General features: G+C 56.9%; 21 protein-coding genes. 16 read left to right on the top strand and 5 right to left on the bottom strand.

Going from position 1 to position 16,696, the window contains the following annotated elements; all coding sequences use genetic code 11:
- The first annotated feature begins 83 nt into the window (after positions 1-83).
- From AC1MGT_RS23205 to AC1MGT_RS23135, 15 genes are all read left to right on the top strand, one after another.
- Positions 84-776 carry a hypothetical protein gene (locus AC1MGT_RS23205; protein ID WP_499504386.1) on the top strand — a complete coding sequence of 231 codons (693 nt, stop codon included), beginning with the start codon at positions 84-86 and terminating at the stop codon, positions 774-776.
- Positions 777-830: 54 nt separating this feature from the next.
- The gene (locus AC1MGT_RS23200) at positions 831-989 is read left to right on the top strand and encodes a hypothetical protein (RefSeq protein WP_499504385.1); all 159 of its coding nucleotides are present in this window, start codon (positions 831-833) and stop codon (positions 987-989) included.
- A gap of 152 nt (positions 990-1,141) precedes the next feature.
- Positions 1,142-2,434 carry a metallophosphoesterase family protein gene (locus AC1MGT_RS23195; RefSeq protein ID WP_499504384.1) on the top strand — a complete coding sequence of 431 codons (1,293 nt, stop codon included), beginning with the start codon at positions 1,142-1,144 and terminating at the stop codon, positions 2,432-2,434.
- 67 nt (positions 2,435-2,501) lie between these two features.
- Positions 2,502-2,990: a hypothetical protein gene (locus tag AC1MGT_RS23190; protein ID WP_499504383.1), complete on the top strand. Its 489-nt coding sequence runs from the start codon at positions 2,502-2,504 to the stop codon at positions 2,988-2,990.
- 15 nt (positions 2,991-3,005) lie between these two features.
- The gene (locus AC1MGT_RS23185) at positions 3,006-3,626 is read left to right on the top strand and encodes a hypothetical protein (protein WP_499504382.1); all 621 of its coding nucleotides are present in this window, start codon (positions 3,006-3,008) and stop codon (positions 3,624-3,626) included.
- A 184-nt stretch (positions 3,627-3,810) separates the two neighbouring features.
- Positions 3,811-4,293: a hypothetical protein gene (locus tag AC1MGT_RS23180; protein ID WP_499504381.1), complete on the top strand. Its 483-nt coding sequence runs from the start codon at positions 3,811-3,813 to the stop codon at positions 4,291-4,293.
- An 81-nt stretch (positions 4,294-4,374) separates the two neighbouring features.
- A complete protein-coding gene (locus tag AC1MGT_RS23175) occupies positions 4,375-4,767 on the top strand; it encodes a hypothetical protein (protein ID WP_499504380.1) in 393 nt (130 codons plus the stop codon).
- A 194-nt stretch (positions 4,768-4,961) separates the two neighbouring features.
- Positions 4,962-7,394, top strand: a complete 2,433-nt coding sequence (locus tag AC1MGT_RS23170; protein WP_499504379.1) for a hypothetical protein — start codon at positions 4,962-4,964, stop codon at positions 7,392-7,394.
- Positions 7,395-7,600: 206 nt separating this feature from the next.
- On the top strand, positions 7,601-8,458 hold the full coding sequence (locus AC1MGT_RS23165) for a hypothetical protein (RefSeq protein ID WP_499504378.1): 858 nt from the start codon (positions 7,601-7,603) through the stop codon (positions 8,456-8,458).
- A gap of 17 nt (positions 8,459-8,475) precedes the next feature.
- On the top strand, positions 8,476-8,988 hold the full coding sequence (gene ssb, locus AC1MGT_RS23160) for a single-stranded DNA-binding protein (RefSeq protein WP_499504377.1): 513 nt from the start codon (positions 8,476-8,478) through the stop codon (positions 8,986-8,988).
- Between the two features lie 161 nt (positions 8,989-9,149).
- Positions 9,150-10,274: a DUF7146 domain-containing protein gene (locus tag AC1MGT_RS23155; RefSeq protein WP_499504376.1), complete on the top strand. Its 1,125-nt coding sequence runs from the start codon at positions 9,150-9,152 to the stop codon at positions 10,272-10,274.
- 283 nt (positions 10,275-10,557) lie between these two features.
- On the top strand, positions 10,558-10,863 hold the full coding sequence (locus AC1MGT_RS23150) for a hypothetical protein (RefSeq protein WP_499504375.1): 306 nt from the start codon (positions 10,558-10,560) through the stop codon (positions 10,861-10,863).
- 136 nt (positions 10,864-10,999) lie between these two features.
- Complete coding sequence (locus tag AC1MGT_RS23145) at positions 11,000-11,128, top strand: hypothetical protein (protein ID WP_499504374.1); 129 nt, start codon at positions 11,000-11,002, stop codon at positions 11,126-11,128.
- 123 nt (positions 11,129-11,251) lie between these two features.
- A complete protein-coding gene (locus AC1MGT_RS23140; protein ID WP_499504373.1) occupies positions 11,252-11,515 on the top strand; it encodes a hypothetical protein in 264 nt (87 codons plus the stop codon).
- Between the two features lie 60 nt (positions 11,516-11,575).
- Positions 11,576-12,073, top strand: a complete 498-nt coding sequence (locus AC1MGT_RS23135; RefSeq protein WP_499504372.1) for a glycine zipper 2TM domain-containing protein — start codon at positions 11,576-11,578, stop codon at positions 12,071-12,073.
- Between the two features lie 866 nt (positions 12,074-12,939).
- On the opposite strand, the gene AC1MGT_RS23130 is transcribed toward AC1MGT_RS23135, so the two are convergent.
- The 5 genes from AC1MGT_RS23130 to tnpA are packed head-to-tail and all read right to left on the bottom strand — an operon-like array spanning position 12,940 to position 15,933.
- Complete coding sequence (locus tag AC1MGT_RS23130) at positions 12,940-13,293, bottom strand: hypothetical protein (protein WP_499504371.1); 354 nt, start codon at positions 13,291-13,293, stop codon at positions 12,940-12,942.
- A gap of 8 nt (positions 13,294-13,301) precedes the next feature.
- Positions 13,302-13,643, bottom strand: coding sequence for a hypothetical protein (locus AC1MGT_RS23125; RefSeq protein WP_499504370.1), 342 nt, complete (start codon positions 13,641-13,643; stop codon positions 13,302-13,304).
- On the bottom strand, positions 13,640-15,184 hold the full coding sequence (tnpC, locus tag AC1MGT_RS23120) for an IS66 family transposase (RefSeq protein WP_499503200.1): 1,545 nt from the start codon (positions 15,182-15,184) through the stop codon (positions 13,640-13,642). The genes AC1MGT_RS23125 and tnpC overlap by 4 nt, the downstream gene beginning before the upstream one ends.
- 30 nt (positions 15,185-15,214) lie before the next feature.
- The gene (gene tnpB, locus AC1MGT_RS23115) at positions 15,215-15,562 is read right to left on the bottom strand and encodes an IS66 family insertion sequence element accessory protein TnpB (protein ID WP_499503201.1); all 348 of its coding nucleotides are present in this window, start codon (positions 15,560-15,562) and stop codon (positions 15,215-15,217) included.
- Entirely contained in the window at positions 15,559-15,933 is a 375-nt protein-coding gene (gene tnpA, locus AC1MGT_RS23110; protein WP_332533717.1) for an IS66-like element accessory protein TnpA, read from the bottom strand. Before tnpA ends, tnpB begins: the two co-directional genes overlap by 4 nt.
- 551 nt (positions 15,934-16,484) lie before the next feature.
- Between tnpA and AC1MGT_RS23105 the strand changes: the two genes are divergently transcribed.
- Positions 16,485-16,696, top strand: a 212-nt coding sequence (locus AC1MGT_RS23105) for a hypothetical protein (protein ID WP_499504369.1), incomplete at its 3' end; no start/stop codon positions are given.

Below are 16,696 nucleotides of genomic sequence, written 5' to 3'. Positions count from 1 at the left end.
TCTCCGTATCTGCCCTGCGAAAGCGCAGATCCTTCTCAGGACACCTCTTCTATAGCCGCCCTGCGGCATTTACTGGAGGTCTCATGTATCCAACAAACCCAGTCGTTTTTGTCAAACCGGCTGTGGCCCTGCAGTTGAACTTCTTCGGTGACGTTGACGAGATCGACATCACTCCATCGAGGTCCAGCAAAGCGAAATCGCCGGGCCCCGCGCCCCTCCACGACGCTCCCGCGTCGTCGTCTAAAGCTGTCAAGGCCGCCAAGCCTGGACTGGTTATTCAGACCAAGCCCGCCGCTCCCGTTCCTGCGACACCGGCTCCGGTTGTCCAAGAGTTGTTGGTCGACCCGGATGAGCCGATATCGGTTGATCTGGAAGGGATCGAAGCGAGTGACACGCCAGAGACCATTCTGGCCAAACGCATGTTCCTGCGCATGATGTGGGACATCGAGGGCAAGTCTGAAGATGTCGAACCTGACCTATTCGGCCAAAGCTCGTTGGCAAGTCATAAAACGAGTCAATCGGACCTGAATCGTCTCGACGCACTGGTCTGGCTCTACAGTCTCAATCCAGATGGGAGCCTCGTCAGTATCGAATGGGTTTGCGATGTGCTGGGCTTCGACCCACACGGCGTGCGCCGGATCGTAGGCCGTAGTCTCCGTAAGGAACTCAAGCGCCTGATGAACCTTCTGTCGACCATGCTAGGTGCGCATCACGCACAGGTATGCGAAGACAAAATCTCCGACTACCTCGACATCTCCAACTGGAGCACCAACTGAGCTGGGCTTCCTGCTACCGGCCAACATTCTGCAACCATTTTTAAGAAATCGCCCATGAACAGCACGTTCGCATCCTTGTTTGCGCAGGCGCCCGGCCTGGCCAGCTCCTTCAATGACATCTTCAACGATACCGCCGCAGTTCCAGTCGCGCCGCCGACGCCGGCAGCACTGCCAGCGCCGCGCCCGACCCCTTCAACCAAAGCTGGCGAGTAGCGCTTCCCAGCCGCACGAAACCACATTCGATTTTCCGCCGCTCCTGAAAAGGGGCGGCAAACCATACCCGTTCATCCATGCCGCCGGCATCGATGAGCCATGCGCTCTCCCCATTCAAACGCCGATCTTCGGCATCTATGGGAGTATTTACAATGATAATTCTGCATGCCTCGGATCTGCACTACTCACCGGGCAATCTGGTTGAAGCGGATCGATGCTTCGGCCATGCAGTCGAACAAGCAATCGATAATGGCGTTGCTGTTGCGATCCTCACGGGCGACCTGACAGACCATGCACTTGAAGGCCACTCGCCGGCATTGTTGGCGCTTGCAAAACGCATCAAGCAACTGGCGGACCACTGCCCGGTATTTCTGCTGCAGGGCACCTTCTCTCACGAGCCGGTGGGTCTGCTCAAAATGCTCGAGATGATAGGCGCCCGTCATCCAATCATCGTCTCCGACAAGATCGGCATGATCGGCCTGGCGCAAGGGAAGTGGATCGAGTACGACCCGACCTACACCGACGTGCAATACGACCTGGTCATTACCAGCGTGCCGACCGTGAACAAAGCTGAACTGGCTTTGGTCGTAGGCGCAGACAACGCAAGTACCGAAATGGGTAACCACCTGGCCGCGCTTCTCGGGCTGTTCGGACCAGCTAATGCTGCGCTGCGCCGCCGGGGTATTCCCACGGTACTGGCCAGTCACGGCACCGTCGATGGCTCGATGAATGAATCAGGCGTGCCGATGGCAGGCCTCGATCACGAGTTTTCGCTTGGTGCGTTGTTCTCAGCCGGCACCAGCGCCACCATGCTCGGCCACATACACATGCACCAGCAATGGACGCGTGAACACGAGGGTCGGACACAGACCATCGCCTATCCGGGATCGATTGGGCGCTACCACTACGGGGAACTGGGGGAGAAGTACTGCCTCATTTGGGAAGTCAAAGCCGACACGGCTTACTTCACCCCTGTGCAAACACCGTCAAAGCGCATGATCGAAATCGCGTTCGAAGGAGTTCCGGACCTGGAGCAGCTGGCCACCGTAGCGGAGCAATGCCGCGGTGCCTTTGTTCGGGTCCGATACTCCGTCGACGAAGAGTTCGTGAAGACTGTCGATCGGCAAGCCATCAAGCAGATCCTGAGCACGGCCGCGGAAGTGAAGATCGAGGGCGAAGTTCTCACGATCCAGCGCCAGCGGTGCGCCGGTATCTCGACGCTGACCTCGGTCGGCGATCGGTTTATGAAATGGTGCGAGTTCACGAAAACGCCCACGGACGGGCTGGCCGAAAGGCTCGCAATGCTACAAACCATGGCGCCGGAAGATATCGCAAGTTCCTTCGCGCTCACCAACAAACGCCCTGGGGTTGCGGTACCTGCAACAACAGGACAGACATCCCAAGCAATCCAGCCAGAACCTGATTTCGTAGATTTCAGGTTCTAACCTTATCCCACTGCAATCTATGACGCGGCCGCCCTCAAGCGGCCGTTTGTCTATCAGGAGAAAAATCATGGCAATGCACCGAGTAATCTTTGAACACGAAGTTGAAGCCGACTCGCCAGAGGACGCTGCAATCATGGTTCGCGACATGCTCAAATCGAGCTCATCAGCAAGCGTCTTCCTCGTGGACGTCGCCGGCGGCAAGGTCGTCGTCGATACCGAGGATGGCAATGAAGCGGTGATACGCGACGATCGCAAGCGTATCGGCCCTATGGTCATGCGCCGAGAAGGCCCGACCGGTGTAGTGACCTCGCCAGTAATGGCCGAGTTCTACGGCCACGACAAGATCGACAGCAAGACCGACATCGAGCAGGTCAACGGCAAGTGGTTGCGGCTGCGGGGTTTCGGTCCCGAGGCCTACTACGAACTGGTCGGCTTGGATGGCATCGAAAGCGATCCGTTTGCAGTCATCACGGTCAACCGCCTGTTCGCCTCCAACGACAAGCATCCGGCGACGCATCTCGCGCTGGCGGCCTACGCCCATAACGCAAAACACTAAGCGCCGCTTGCGGCAATGACACTGGAAACCGAGGCAATCATGATTCAAGCAATTATCGAAGCGTTCAAGCGCGAAATCACGAAGTACAACCTGGAGCTGCTGCAGCGCTACCCGAAGGATCTGGAAATCGACATGGCGATGCTGGAACACTTCATTTCGCCTGGCCTGAAATACGCGTGGATGGTTGGCGACAGCCACACCCATTCGGCGCCGCTTGGCGTGCACCAAGAGCGGAACGAGCTTCCGACGTACGTCACTCGGCTATCCAACAACGACCGTTTCTACCTGCTCTCGATCGGTAACGGCCCGACGCAGTTCACGCTGAAAGAAGTGGACCGCGCCGCGTTCGCTGCATTGGTAAACACGCCGATCCCGTACAAGATGACCGGTAGCTTTGATTCATTCTGGCTGTATCGAAATGAGTCGCGAGTAGGTAACTGCGTCGTGACCCGCGAGGGCACGTACGAAAAGCCGATGTACAAGATTGCGCTCACGCCGGTGGCTGGCATCAGCAAACTCGACCGCGCCGCCTTGCAAGAATGGGGGCAGCAAGCAGTCGTAAAGAAAACTGGCTCGCTGTTTGCACCTAGTCAGGTCGAATGGCAGGACGAAATCAAACTGCAGCTCGCTGCGTAATCCCCGGACCCGGCACCAACCCTCATGGGTGGTGCCGGGCGCCACCTCCAAGTTACTTGCTTTTCGATGATGCGCATCGATGAGCACAGCTCAAGCTTTTTCCCCGCCGACCTCCGGCATTCATCCCACGCCTTGCGCGTTCCCCTGCAACTCGCCGTCTTACGGCAGATCCTTGGAGCAAATTATGTTCGACCAAAACGATATCAACCTCATTGCCGCTGTCATTGGCATGGTCACTACGATCTTCACCGCGATCGCTGGCCAAGCTATTCGCGGCCGCAAGCAACTGCAAGAAAAGCTGGACATCGCATATGACGACATTGCCTACCTTTTGCAGGTGGAAGCGTTGCATTGTGAGCGCCACAAAGAACTGAGCCGTGCAAGTTTCAAACTGCGCGTCCGCAAAGAAGTAAGCGCAACGGGCATGTCCTGGAGTGGCAGATTCACGCCAGGCCGCGTTCGCTCCTCTCGTTCCGGCCGCGCGCTCTCAACTACCGTCAGCGCACGCATCATCGTGCTGACCAAGATGACGCTGCACGCAGCCCTGCACGCAGTCGCCTACCTGGCACACAACGTCCCACGCTGGTTCGATGTGACCCTAGTGACCGTCGAAAACGGCGTGATGAAAACGATCGCTGGCCGACTCGCCGCTACGCGTAAAGCCTGATCGCCCTGCAATTGATCTTCCCTGCAACGGCCCGCCTTCGCGCGGGCCGATTCCTTTAACCGTACCCACGGAATCGACACGATGAACAATCTCTCGCTACTCGCAGCACCAGCCGGCGCGACACTGCAATCAGCTGCGCCAACTCCCGAACCACTCTCAACAATTTTTGACCGTTACGCCCACTCGGTGATCGGTTGCTATGCGCGGCACTACGATACCGTCGAGGTGCATGGCGTACGCAATTTTGCATCCGGTGCCGATAACGCAACCTGCTACGAAATCGACAACCTCATGCCGACATCCTTCTCCGTTTATGTGCACCTTAAGGATGGAGGGCTCGACTGTGTTGGTGATTTTGGTAATTACGCTGACGCCGTCCAGTACAGTGCGGAAGTGAGTGCGGAATATGGGTGGCCTGTATGGAACCAGGTGCTCAACCAGCATCGCACTACCGACTACGCAAAACTGCAATAACCCGCCTGCCTGCCGACATCATGTCGGTAGGTGTCGCGGCCTTTCCTTGCTTAGATGCACGAACCTGATATGATGGCCCTTGTCGCTCTGCGGCATTGTTGTGCCTCTCCCATTCCTGCTTCCCGATTCTCCTATCGGCAAGCTGCACGCCAGCTGACTCCATTGTTAACACCGCTATGCGGGATGGAGCCACTTTGAAACCACTAAAATTAACGCTGCAAGGCTTCACAGGCATCTTCGCTGCCTTTGGCCGTGACAGCCTCGTACTCGATCTTCAAACAATCCCTCAAGACGCGGCACTCGTCGCACTGGTCGGCCCTAACGGCGCCGGCAAGAGCACGATCCTCGACTCGCTTCACCCTTACCGTGTCATGCCCTCGCGCTCGAGCACCTTGGGGCCAGGCGGCTTCTCGTACTGGACTCAGATCACCGGTGCCACAGCGATGAAGGAACTGTTTTGGGAAAACGATGGCACTCGCTACCGCACGCTGCTGTCCTTCAAGACTACTGGCAAAACCCAAAAGTCCGATTGCTACCTGTTTCAACAGGCAGTTGGAAGTGACGACTGGAGTCCGGTACAGCTCGCAGATGGCACGATCTCCGATGGGAAGTCGTCCACCTACGATCATTGTGTAGACACGATCCTGGGGCCGCCTGAGAAGTTCTTCACGGCGCATTTTTCGGCGCAGGGAAGAAAGACGATTGCTTCGTATGGAGCGGGTGACATCAAGTCGATTCTGGCTTCGGTGCTCAACCTGCAAGGCTACCGCGAACTGGCTGCGAAAGCAGGACAGGTGGGGAAGTACCTCCGCCAGCAGCTCGAGGGCCTTAACAGCGAACTGGCTGAGGCCCGGGACCATGACAACACCGCGGCCGTCTTGGCGGGTGAGGTCACAAGGGTGCAAGGGCTAATTGCTACCAGCGGCGCCGATGAGGAAACCGCTCAAGCAAACGTCAATGGTACGCGTGAGGCTTTAGCTGGGCTGATGGCCAAGCGCGATGCCCAAGCAAACACCGCTGACGAAGTTCGTTTCCTGAACGAGCAAATCGGTAGCGTTTCCGAAAAGGCAGCCAGCGGTAAGGCAAGCGCCAGCGCTCAGTTCTCCCGAGAGCAGGACCGGCATCAAACCGATGCTACAAGCGCCAAAGCTGCAATCGTCACTGCGCAAACCAGTCTCCAGTCGAGCGAAGCGGAAACGCGCCGACTCAACGCGGTGCTGGAAGACAAGGATGCGATCGCTCAAGCGGTAGCACGCCTGCCAGGTCACACGAGCCTCATCGAGCAGCTTGACGCTTCGATTGATGCGAACCAGTCCACTTTAGCTGGCGCTGCAGCCATGCGTGCCGAGCTGAACGCACTAACGGCAAAGCAAGCAAAGCTGTCGAGCGAAGGGCAAGCGAAGACCATCGTCATCAAGAACCTCACGGAGACTGCTGCGCTGGTTGAGCAGGTTCCGTGCAAAGGGTCAGAGATGCAGCTGGCATGCCCCTTGATGGCCCAGGCAAATGCAGCAAAGCGCGACGTTCCGGTTCACCAGGCCGAACAAAGTGCCAAGCGTGCGGAGTATCAAGAGACAGCTTCGAAATTGAAGGACGTCCAATCCATCGTGGCCAGCTTCGACATTGTTGAAGCGAAAGTGCGTGAGGCGCAGAAGGAGCGGAGGATCGCTGCTGCTGCCCTGGATGCTGACAACCGTATTGCTGCGAGAGGCCCGCTCATCGTCGACGCGGAAGCGCGCCTGCCGATATTGGTCCGAGCGATCGAGGAACAGCGACAAATCATCGTCACTGAAACCGAGCGCCTGACAAAAGCAACAGCCGCACTTGCGGCGATTGAATCTGAGAAGGCGCAGGCCCTGACCCAGATCGATACAACGGCACAAGCTGAAAAGAAAGTGCTCGAAGACCGTCTCGCGACACTGGAAAAACCAGTAAGCGACGCTGAGGTAGAGGCATACCAAAGTGCGGTCTCACGTGCCGGCGATGCATTAGTCCAGGCTCAAGCCAGAGCTAGTGCACTCGTCGAACAGAAAGTAACTTTGATGGGAAAGCTTGAAGCAGTGCGTGCACTGGCTGCGCGCTCCGGACAGGTGAAAGAGCAAGCTGAGCGACTGCAGGAAGAAATCGCGAAGTGGCGACTCGCTGAAAAGGGCTTGGGCAACGATGGGTGCGTGGCGTTGAGTATTGACGACTCGGGTCCGGAAATCGCTGCCATCTGCAACAGCCTTCTCTTGGACTGCTTCAACGGACGCTTTGTAGTGCGCCTGGATACGCAGACCGAGACGAAAGCCGGGATGATGAAGGAGACTTTCGATGTGAAGGTATTCGACGGACACCGTGGCACTGAAAAATCTTTGGGCGATATGTCAGGGGGCGAGGAGATTCTTGTCAATGAGTGTTTGACCCGCTCCGTGGCACTGTACGCCTCGCAATCGAGCAGCACCCGCTGTGAGACCCTGTTCACCGACGAAACCGACGGCGCACTGGATCCCGAAGCCAAGCGCACGTTCATGCAGATGAAGCGTGCCGTCCTCAAACAAGGCGGCTATGGTCGAGAGTTCTTCATCAGCCACACGGCAGAATTGTGGGAGATGGCAGATTACAAAATCATGGTAGCTGAACTGTAAAACCAACAACCCGGCGCGAAAGCGTCGGGTTTTCCCTGCGAGCCAAACAGACCACTTCTAATTCTCAAAGATTTCCTGTAAGATATTTCTGTCGGTCTCCGGCATTGTTGTACACCTTTCAGCTGTTCGATACGTCCGTATCGGAGAGCTATCAAAAAATGCTCACTCCTTGATACCGCCGAACTTCGGCATACCTGGAGAATCCCATGAGCCTTAATCCTCAGGCCCCTAAAAAGCCCGATGACTTCGCATTCGCACTGCTGAGTTTTCCTTTTGACACCCTTGAAGCAATTGGCAGCCGCATCGCCTCTGCCGCCTCTGCCTTCACCAGCAAATCAAAGCAGCAGCCGAAGGAATCAGAATCGGCGCAAGTGGTCGAGCGCATGCCCGACATCACTGCCAACCAGCAGTACATGATCGCCGATCGTGTCTACCGCACGGAAGTGCGTGGCCACAACGTCAGCTTTTACCAGTACCACGCCGCGAAGATAATTCGCATCACCTGCCGTGAACTGCGTCACCTCAAACCTATCGATTTCACGCCAGCCATCGCCGAAGGCGCTGCCTTGGTGTACGACATCGACGGTGCGATTCAGTGGGTCCGACAAAACGGGCTCGAATCGAACGCGGCAAAGCGGGCGGCGGCGCCGTCAGCGGCGCCCCGCGCAAGCAAAGAGGCGGTCAAAACTGCGGAATCGAAAGACGACCTGGTACACGCCAAGCCGGCAGTTTCGGCCGCGGCGGCGGCTCCTCTGAACATCACTCCCGCCACCGGCAACAAGAGCATGCCTTTCACCGGGAAAATTGCTTCCTTCGGCGTAACGGAAATCAAGATCGAGGGGCGCAAACCCTACTCGACCTACGCGATGACCTTGCAGTCGGAGACTGGCACCTACAAGAAACAATTCATCGGTGAACATCTCGCTGACCTGGTAGCCGACCACGGTCTGCGTGAAGGCCAGTTGGTCCGTCTGCAGCTGTTGGGCAAACACCATTTCGAAGTCACTGAGAACGGCAAAGTGGAACAACGCTCCCGCAATCACTATGCAATCCAAACCCTTTAAAAATCTAGGAACTACTCATGGCATCAGTCAATAAAGTAATCATCGTGGGCAACTTGGGCCGCGACCCTGAAATGCGGTACATGCCTAGCGGCGATGCGATTGCAAATATCGCGGTGGCCACCTCGTACAAGTCGAAGGACCGCAACACTGGCGAGCAGAAAGAGCTCACCGAGTGGCATCGCATTTCGTTCTTCGGCCGGTTGGCTGAAATCGCCGGCGAATACCTGAAGAAGGGGTCATCGGTCTACGTCGAGGGCCGCCTGCAGACGCGCAAGTACACCGACAAAGACGGCATCGAGCGCTACGCGACGGACGTCATTGCCGAGAACATGCAGATGCTCGGCAGCCGCTCCGGTGGCGACGACGGTGCAGGCGATCACGACGGCGGATATGAACCGCAGCAGCGCCAGGCTCCACGCCAGGCTCCGCGTCAAGCGCCAGCAGCACCGGCACCGGCACCGGCACCGCGCCCACAACAGCAACGTCCAGCCCAAAACTTCTCGGAAATGGACGACGAAATTCCATTTTGACAACATTAATTAACTTGTAACAACTTCCGGATTTGGTGTCGCCCTCGGGCGGCACCACGGAAACCTTCACGGTTTTCTTGAGATGCCCATGTCTCACGAAAGCCTCTATCGACAGAGTGCCTAACCCAATTTTATTCGCCACAACGTGGCAGTGAGGGCATATGGGAATCGACTTTTCAAAGGTGGACTGGGAGAAAAAACTGGTCGCCGCAGGTATTGATAGAAATTGCTTAACGTTGAACAAGGCCGGCCCGTGCCCGCTCTGCTTCGATGGAAAGCGCGGAGGCAAACGCTTCCGCTTCGACAACAAAGGTGGTCTAGGGACCTGGTTCTGCCAGCAGTGCGGCGCCGGAAACGGCTACACGATGATCGAGCGTTACTCAGGCATGTCCAAGGTGGAGATACTTAAGTTTCTCGATGACGGCAATTGCGGGATCAGCTCGGAAACGCCAATCAAACGCTTCACGTTCGAGGACACTGATTTTAGTCCAGAACAGGTGAAGAAGAATCGCAGCAAGCTCGTTGAGGTGTCATCCGGCACTCTCTCTCTAGCAGGCGATGATCCAGTCTCGTTGTATTTGGCCAAACGGGTACCGGGTTGTGATCGGAGCAGAATTAGCGAGGATATACGCTTTCATCCTGGCCTTAAATTTTACGAAGAAGGCGAGGGCGGCCGCTTCATCAACCGCGGCACTTTCCCAACGATGGTGGCGCGGGCGGTCGACGCAGCTGGCAAGCCAATCACGCTTCATCGAACGTACCTAACCCTGAAAGGGGAGAAGGCACCGCTTGGGGACCCAAAGAAGCAAATGAAGGGAATTCGGAAACTCGATGGCGCTGCAATTCGCATCGTCAACGTGCCGGAAAGTCGCACGCTTGGGCTGACAGAGGGGATCGAAACCGGACTGGCTGTCGCAACCGGATATCGTTACCGCATCAACGTCTGGTCTTTGCTCAACTGCGGCAATCTGGCGCTGGCCGACATTCCAGAGGGCAGGTTCGACAAGATCGTGATCTTTGCTGATCACGACTATATCGACACGAAAAAGCAATATCGACCAGGCGAGCACTTCGCTCATCTCCTCAGGGAGCGGCTGGAGAAAAAGGGCTACGAAGTCGAAATCAAGATCCCGCTCAAAGAGGGGACAGATTTTGCTGACGTTTGGCTTGCTATCCACGATGAGCAGCAGAAAGGCGCTCCCAACGGGGCGAAGACACAGGTTCCAATCCAGCCTGCCATGCAATCACGGCCTCATGTACGCCAACAATCGCCAGCGTATGCGTAGCCAACAACTTTAACCCACCGGACAGGCCCTTTTTTTTGGGCCTGTCTGTTGCCTTGTGGAATATTAGGTGTACAATTCGTATGGTCGGTTTTCGGCATTTTTGTACAAGCTTCCAGTGCTCTCGTAAGCACTATACGAATTCCAGCGCCTGTTGGACTTCGCACTACAATCCTCGCGCCCTAGGGCCACAAAGTAACTTTCCGCTTACCGGTTTCCATCGGCAAGCCACTTGCGCTTACTCCTTTTTTTCTCACCGCTTAGCGGGATTTATTAGGAGCTTTTCATGAACCACAATTACCAACTGGCCACAAGTCTCAAAACCACTGGCTGGAATCCAAGTTTCGATGTCAATGCAAAGAACGACTATGGCATGACTCCAACGGAAGTTGCGCTGCAGGCCGGTAATTTGAGTGAGTTCGTGGAAATCACCTCTCACCCAGAATTCGAGCCAGCAAGCATGGGCCGTGTTCGTCTGTTTATGGACATCTGCCGCCGTGAGTCCGAAAGCCACTACAAAGCAATCAAGCAATCTTTCGACGCAATGTTCAAGTACGACACTTCGGTTCGTTCTTACGTGAAACTGGCGTAACTGTCAGGCTGGCGCATCTCCCCGATGCGCCAGCATCTCCCCGCTCTTCCTCCCGCTTTCCACACCCGCTGGAAAGCCAATACGGCTTACTCCTTTTATCCCCGTCGCTTTGCGGCATTTATTTGGAGTAGTTCACATGTACAACACCCTCGACCTCAGCAATGAGCAAGACTTCCTGCAATTCTGCGATTCCATCGATCTGACCTCAGTCGCCGGCGCCACCTTCCAGGTCGGCTCGGAAGTCACTGGCATTATCGAAGCGTAATTCCCACCGCAAGACCACAACGAACAGCCTTATCAGCCCGTTCACGCTCCAACTGTAAGACCTCAACAAGACACCGTACTCGGCGTCACGTCACTTTGCACAACTAACCTTCAAAGGGAAATCATGAAAAAAGAAGTAAGCACTATCGAGCAACGTTACAGCTCTGTCGTCTCTTTCATCGTCGCGCTGCCACTGTGCGCTTTGATTTGGATTGCACTGAAAATTGTATGGCCGATCTTGCGCTTTTGTGCAAAGTTGATCTGGAAACAAGTCATTAAGGCACTGTCGAAATCGCAGGTTGTGAAACCCGCCAAACCGACTTTGTACACCCCGCCAGTCTTCAAGGATGCTCCGAACTTGGCCCGCGCCAAGCAGGTCCGCTTCTAAGCCATTCCACTGCAACGGCCTGTCTTATGACAGGCCGATCTTTTTGTCTGAAGGAACATTATGAATAAAGTTTTCTCGTTAGTATTTATCTTCGCAGTCGCTGCAGCGGCTTCGATAGGCGCAGCAAGCGCCAAGGACGTGATTGCCACCATTATCAACGTGTCACCGATCTATACTGACCGGGTACAGCACCAGCAGGTCTGTGACCAGGCGTATGACCAGCCTCAGCAGGTTAGCGCGGTCAATCCGGGCAGCGTAATCGGCGGTATCGCTGGCGCCCTCCTGGGCAGCCAGGCCGGTGGTGGTAACGGCAAGTTGGCTCTGACGGCGCTTGGCGCGGTCACGGGCGCAATGACCGGCGATCGCGTCATGCAGCAGCAGCGCAATCAGCCGCAGCAGCTCTGTCGCGTTGTACAGCGTGTTGAGCAGCAGATCAGCAGCTACCGCGTTACGTACCAGTACCAGCAGGAGACTTATCAGTCGGTCCTTCCCTACGACCCCAGCCGGGGCGGGGCAGTGACTAACCTTCCGGCACAGATGAGCCTGAGCTTGCGATAGCAAGCACAGGAATCGTTCCGGTTTGAAGAAGCCCGACCCATCCCGCAAGGGAGGGTCGGGCTTTTTTCGTTTACGGTGCCCGTCCGGCCGCCCTAGTCACATCCGCGACGCCGCATAAATAAATTGATGGGAAACGGCAACGGTCGTTGAAAAACGCAAATAACGAGCGTTTCTCCTACAAAACATTTTGTGGTTATTTGATAGAATCTCTCTTAGCTGATCAGCGCACGCAAGCGATAGGATTCTGGGCACAAAAAAGCCCCTGTTGGTCAGGGGCTGTGTCTTCAGGTTTAAATGGGTCTTTCAGTTAAGGCAGTGGGTGCATGTGTGGCGAACGAAATGCGCTTCTACCAGATGGGGTAGCCGGCACTTCCTGCAGCGCATTACCTTCACGTTACCAGTGGGGAATTTTGATGCACCGCCACGGGGAATTTCTCGCCATCCGATGCTAAATCCATTCCCGGCCAGGAGTGCAAAGCGTTCAGGACTGATGAGAGCTTCACCGCCACACGTGCCGAGATAGTTGTTATAGCTCAGCGTAAATGCGATACCGTGTGCGTCTGGGAGCGGCTCGTGGTGCTCACGATAAGCAGCGTACATCAAGAGAAGTAACGCCGAGTGTAGGCGTAGTGTACGGTTACCGAGGAACCACTCATGGTTGGTCGGTGTTTGGCCAGACTGGGACTGCGATCCAGTAACGCTTTTGTAGATCGCGCGCGAATCAGCGGGCTTGGTACGGGCAACGGAAGTCAGTGTTACTGCGCGGGCCCCCATGGCGGCGCACGCCTGTGCAATCGCTACTTTCGATGCGTATGAAGCGCTGGCCTTGTGGTCCAGATTACCTGTTGTGCTCTGCATGTTGGTGCTTAAAGTGATGTGATCGGTAGATGTTCCGAAAAGGACTCGAGCAGGACGCGCATCATCGCATCCTCGCTGCCGGATCCTTCGAGAACGGCCATGAAATCAGCGCTTGCGATACGCAGCAAGAAGATCGGCACACCCGTCATAAGTAGCGCGTGCAGTTTTGCCTTGTCCATCGTCGCCAGCTTCTTGAGCGTCTCAGCGCTCACTCCAAAGATAGCCGGCGCCAGCGGGTCTTGGTACTCCACCATCGCCATCATTGCGTCAATCACAGCGAAGTTTGCTATCTCAACCTTCTTACGCGCGAAGGTGTGAGTGTCGAAAACCGCCTTAGATACCGGTATGTTGTGGTCTTTCACGTTGGCTCCTATGCCCCTGCTTTCGACAGCTGCTGGCCGAACAAAACGAATGTTTCGCCAAGCGACGTAATTGCCGATTTCACAGCGGGATCTTTATCCGAAAGTGACTTGAGTAACGCGATAGGGAACTGCGCGATCAGCGCATCGGCCTGCTCTCGCATCGCCATGAATTGCGATGCGCCGGCGCTGGTCTGCTGTACTGCTTCCTGGAGTTTTTTCTGCTTTTCGGCGAGCGAATCAATATCGGCCACAACTGACTCGCGGTAAGCGTCGTCCCACCACCGTCTTGAGCCGCGTGTCGATTTAGTCGAAGATGGCATCACACCGCTGGGAAGCGGCGTGTTGTTCAAGCAGGCTTGATCTGCTGGGGGCAATTCCAGGGCAGTAGCTCGTCAACGCGGTTGACGGGATGGTCGGCGATCTGCGTCAGCACATGGCGCAACCAGGCTTCGGGGTCGACCCCGTTCAGCTTGGCCGTGCCGATCAGCGAGTAGATGGCGGCGGCACGCTCGCCGCCGCTGTCGGCGCCAGCGAACAGGTAGTTGCGCCGGCCGATGGCGATGCCGCGCAGTGCCCGCTCGGCTGCCGAGTTGTCGATCTCGATGACGCCGTTGTCGCAGTAGCGCAGCAGTGCCGGCCACAGATTCAGGGCGTACAGGATGGCCGCCGACGTGTCGGATTTGCGCGAGAGCTTTTCAAGCGAGGCGCGCAGCCATTGCTCCAGGTCGTCGAGTAACGGCCGCGCGCGCGCCTGGCGCACCGACCGGCGCTCGTCGGGTGGTTTGCCGCGGATTTCGGCCTCGATCAGATACAGTTCGGCGATGCGGCATAGCGCCTCAGTCGTGAGCGGCGAAGGCCGCGCCACGTGCAGGTCGTGGAACTTGCGGCGCGCGTGCGCCCAGCATGCCGCCTCCGCGATCTCGCCGTCTTCATACAGGGCGTTGAAGCCGGCGTAAGCGTCAGCCTGCAGCACGCCCTCGAACTTGGCTAGGTGCGTTTGCGGATGGATGCCCTTGCGGTCTGGCGAGTAGGCGAACCAGGCTGCCGGTGGGCTCAAGTCACCGGCCGGACGGTCGTCCCGCACATAGGTCCAGAGGCGTCCGGTCTTCGTTTTTCCATTGCCTGGCGCGAGCACCGGTACTGGCGTGTCGTCAGCATGCAGCTTATCTGCAGCCAAGACGTGCTTGCGGATCGCGTCGACCAGTGGGCGCAGCAGCGCGCTGGCGGCGCCGACCCAACTGGCCAGCAGTGCCCGGTCCAGATCGATGCCTTCGCGCGCATAAATCACGGACTGGCGGTACAGCGGCAAGTGGTCCGCGAACTTAGCGACGAGCACATGAGCCAGCAAGCCAGGGCCGGCGATGCCGCGCTCGATCGGACGGCTCGGCGCTGGCGCCTGCACGATGGTATCGCAGCAGCCGCATGCCAATTTAGGGCGCACATGGCGGATCACGCGGAAGCTGGCCGGCACGAACTCGAGCTGCTCGGATACATCTTCACCCAGCTGCTTCAGATTTCCGCCACAGGCAGGGCAATCTGTCGTCGTCGGCAGATACACTTTTTCATCGCGCGGCAGATGCTCGGGCAGCGCTTTGCGCGGCGCACGCTGACGCGGCGCTCGATCGGCGGGCGGCATTTCCCGTTCGGCCTCGGCGTCGTCGGCCTGCAGATCTTCCAGCTGCAATTCAAGCTGTTCGATCTGGTGGTCGAGCTTCTCGGACTTGCGACCGAACTGCATGCGCCGCAGTTTCGCGATCCACAATTTCAGATGCTCGATCTCGGCCTCGCGCGTGTTCAACCGCGCTTGCAGTCCCAGGATTTGTTCATCGCGCGCCAGCAGCAGGGCCTTCAGGGCATCGATGTCATTGGGGAATTTGGCGGCGGTCAGCATGGGGCTGAGTTTACGCGAGGCCGCAGACGTTTACAAGCCTGACGTTGGACGCCAGGTACGCTCCGGCCGGCGCCAGTCGATTCCTTCAAGCAGCATCGACAATTGCGCCTGACTCAGACAGACGCTGCCGCTGTTTGCCTGCGGCCAGACGAAGCGGCCGCGTTCAAGTCGCTTTGCCAGCAGACACAGGCCATCGCCGGACCACCATAGCACCTTGAGCATGTCGCCACGCCGGCCACGAAACACGAACACATGGCCGCAGTACGGATCTTCGGCCAACGCAGTTTCGACCCTGGCAGCCAGGCCGTTCATCCCGGCACGCATATCGGTGATGCCGGCGGCAAGCCAGATCTTCGTGCCAGCTGGAAGGCCGATCATGTACGCAGACTGTTGAGAACGAGTTGGAGCAGCGCCGCATCGGCGCCAGTGCTGACACGCACTACTGCGTCGGCAATGACGATCTCGATAACACGTGCTGACGCCATGGTGCCTGAAAGTGCCGGTAGCGTCGGAGTGCTCTGCACCACAACGGGCAGCAGTTGCGCAGACTGCGGTCCTGGTTCGGTCAACAGGCCGGCGCGCAGGTCACGTCTCCATTTGAACAACATGTTCGCGTTGAGCCCATGTTGCTGCGCCAGTTTCGACACCGATACACCTGGCTCGCAGGCGGCAGTGGCCAGGCGGTGCTTGAACTCGGCCGGATAGTTCGGACGTCCCTTGCGGTTGTTCGACCCGCCAACAGTGTCCATAGTAGTTCCCATCAAAAAAGTAACGGGAACTACTTTCGCAGAGTGAAATGGCTACGTACAGACGGTGGTGGGAGGACGCTTACCGATCGTCGAACGCGGTAAGAGTGACACTGTAGCTATACCAGCAGTGTACAAAGATGGAATGCTGGAGGTATCGAACGGCTTCGGCACCTCCAAAGTCAGTTACGTGAAAGACACGGACGCCTTGCTAATGCCCACCATGGGCGGTTCGATCGAGTATCGCCGCGTCAAATGAAGCACACCCAGAGCGCACCAAATAGGCTGACGACTTGCCAAGAGCAGTCGATCAGCGGTGCGCGAAAGTTTTCCATCGGGAATTATTCGTGTACAATTGCCATGTCGCCATGCGGCATTTTTGTAAATTTCAACTTCTCTTTGCGTTGCGCATAGACGAGTTCATCAAGACTCCCAGTTTTCTTTACCGCCCCGCGGTATACCTGTTCGAATAGAACTTACCTCTGCAATTCTCGCGTCGCCGGAACCCCTTCCGGCACGGATGGAGGCTCCTGTGCGCATTCCAGGAGCACTTCATGAAACTCAAAAACCGCAACCCTGCAAATTTTGTTGGCCGGATCATCATCCATCGCCATCAATCGTGGAAAATCCAGTCCGTCATTGGCGACACGATTTACCTCTGCCGAGACTATCTTGACCATAAAGGCCAACTCAAGCTGCATCAGTTCGCTGACTGCCGCCTGTTCCCAACGCATGCCGAAGTACAAGCGCGTTATCCAAAACTCAT

The organism is Telluria sp. BA11 (genome assembly GCF_056680305.1).
Note: the sequence above shows the minus strand (reverse complement) of the source record. Positions and strands in the feature narration are given on the sequence as shown.

Coding starts and splice junctions, on each gene's coding strand:
- AC1MGT_RS23135 (WP_499504372.1), top strand. CDS start 11,576: ATGAATAAAGTTTTCTCGTTAGTATTTATCTTCGCAGTCGCTGCAGCG.
- AC1MGT_RS23150 (WP_499504375.1), top strand. CDS start 10,558: ATGAACCACAATTACCAACTGGCCACAAGTCTCAAAACCACTGGCTGG.
- tnpC (WP_499503200.1), bottom strand. CDS start 15,184: ATGCTGACCGCCGCCAAATTCCCCAATGACATCGATGCCCTGAAGGCC.
- AC1MGT_RS23165 (WP_499504378.1), top strand. CDS start 7,601: ATGAGCCTTAATCCTCAGGCCCCTAAAAAGCCCGATGACTTCGCATTC.
- AC1MGT_RS23180 (WP_499504381.1), top strand. CDS start 3,811: ATGTTCGACCAAAACGATATCAACCTCATTGCCGCTGTCATTGGCATG.
- AC1MGT_RS23195 (WP_499504384.1), top strand. CDS start 1,142: ATGATAATTCTGCATGCCTCGGATCTGCACTACTCACCGGGCAATCTG.
- AC1MGT_RS23200 (WP_499504385.1), top strand. CDS start 831: ATGAACAGCACGTTCGCATCCTTGTTTGCGCAGGCGCCCGGCCTGGCC.
- AC1MGT_RS23140 (WP_499504373.1), top strand. CDS start 11,252: ATGAAAAAAGAAGTAAGCACTATCGAGCAACGTTACAGCTCTGTCGTC.
- AC1MGT_RS23155 (WP_499504376.1), top strand. CDS start 9,150: ATGGGAATCGACTTTTCAAAGGTGGACTGGGAGAAAAAACTGGTCGCC.
- AC1MGT_RS23185 (WP_499504382.1), top strand. CDS start 3,006: ATGACACTGGAAACCGAGGCAATCATGATTCAAGCAATTATCGAAGCG.
- tnpA (WP_332533717.1), bottom strand. CDS start 15,933: ATGGACACTGTTGGCGGGTCGAACAACCGCAAGGGACGTCCGAACTAT.
- ssb (WP_499504377.1), top strand. CDS start 8,476: ATGGCATCAGTCAATAAAGTAATCATCGTGGGCAACTTGGGCCGCGAC.
- AC1MGT_RS23205 (WP_499504386.1), top strand. CDS start 84: ATGTATCCAACAAACCCAGTCGTTTTTGTCAAACCGGCTGTGGCCCTG.
- AC1MGT_RS23145 (WP_499504374.1), top strand. CDS start 11,000: ATGTACAACACCCTCGACCTCAGCAATGAGCAAGACTTCCTGCAATTC.
- AC1MGT_RS23175 (WP_499504380.1), top strand. CDS start 4,375: ATGAACAATCTCTCGCTACTCGCAGCACCAGCCGGCGCGACACTGCAA.
- AC1MGT_RS23190 (WP_499504383.1), top strand. CDS start 2,502: ATGGCAATGCACCGAGTAATCTTTGAACACGAAGTTGAAGCCGACTCG.
- tnpB (WP_499503201.1), bottom strand. CDS start 15,562: ATGATCGGCCTTCCAGCTGGCACGAAGATCTGGCTTGCCGCCGGCATC.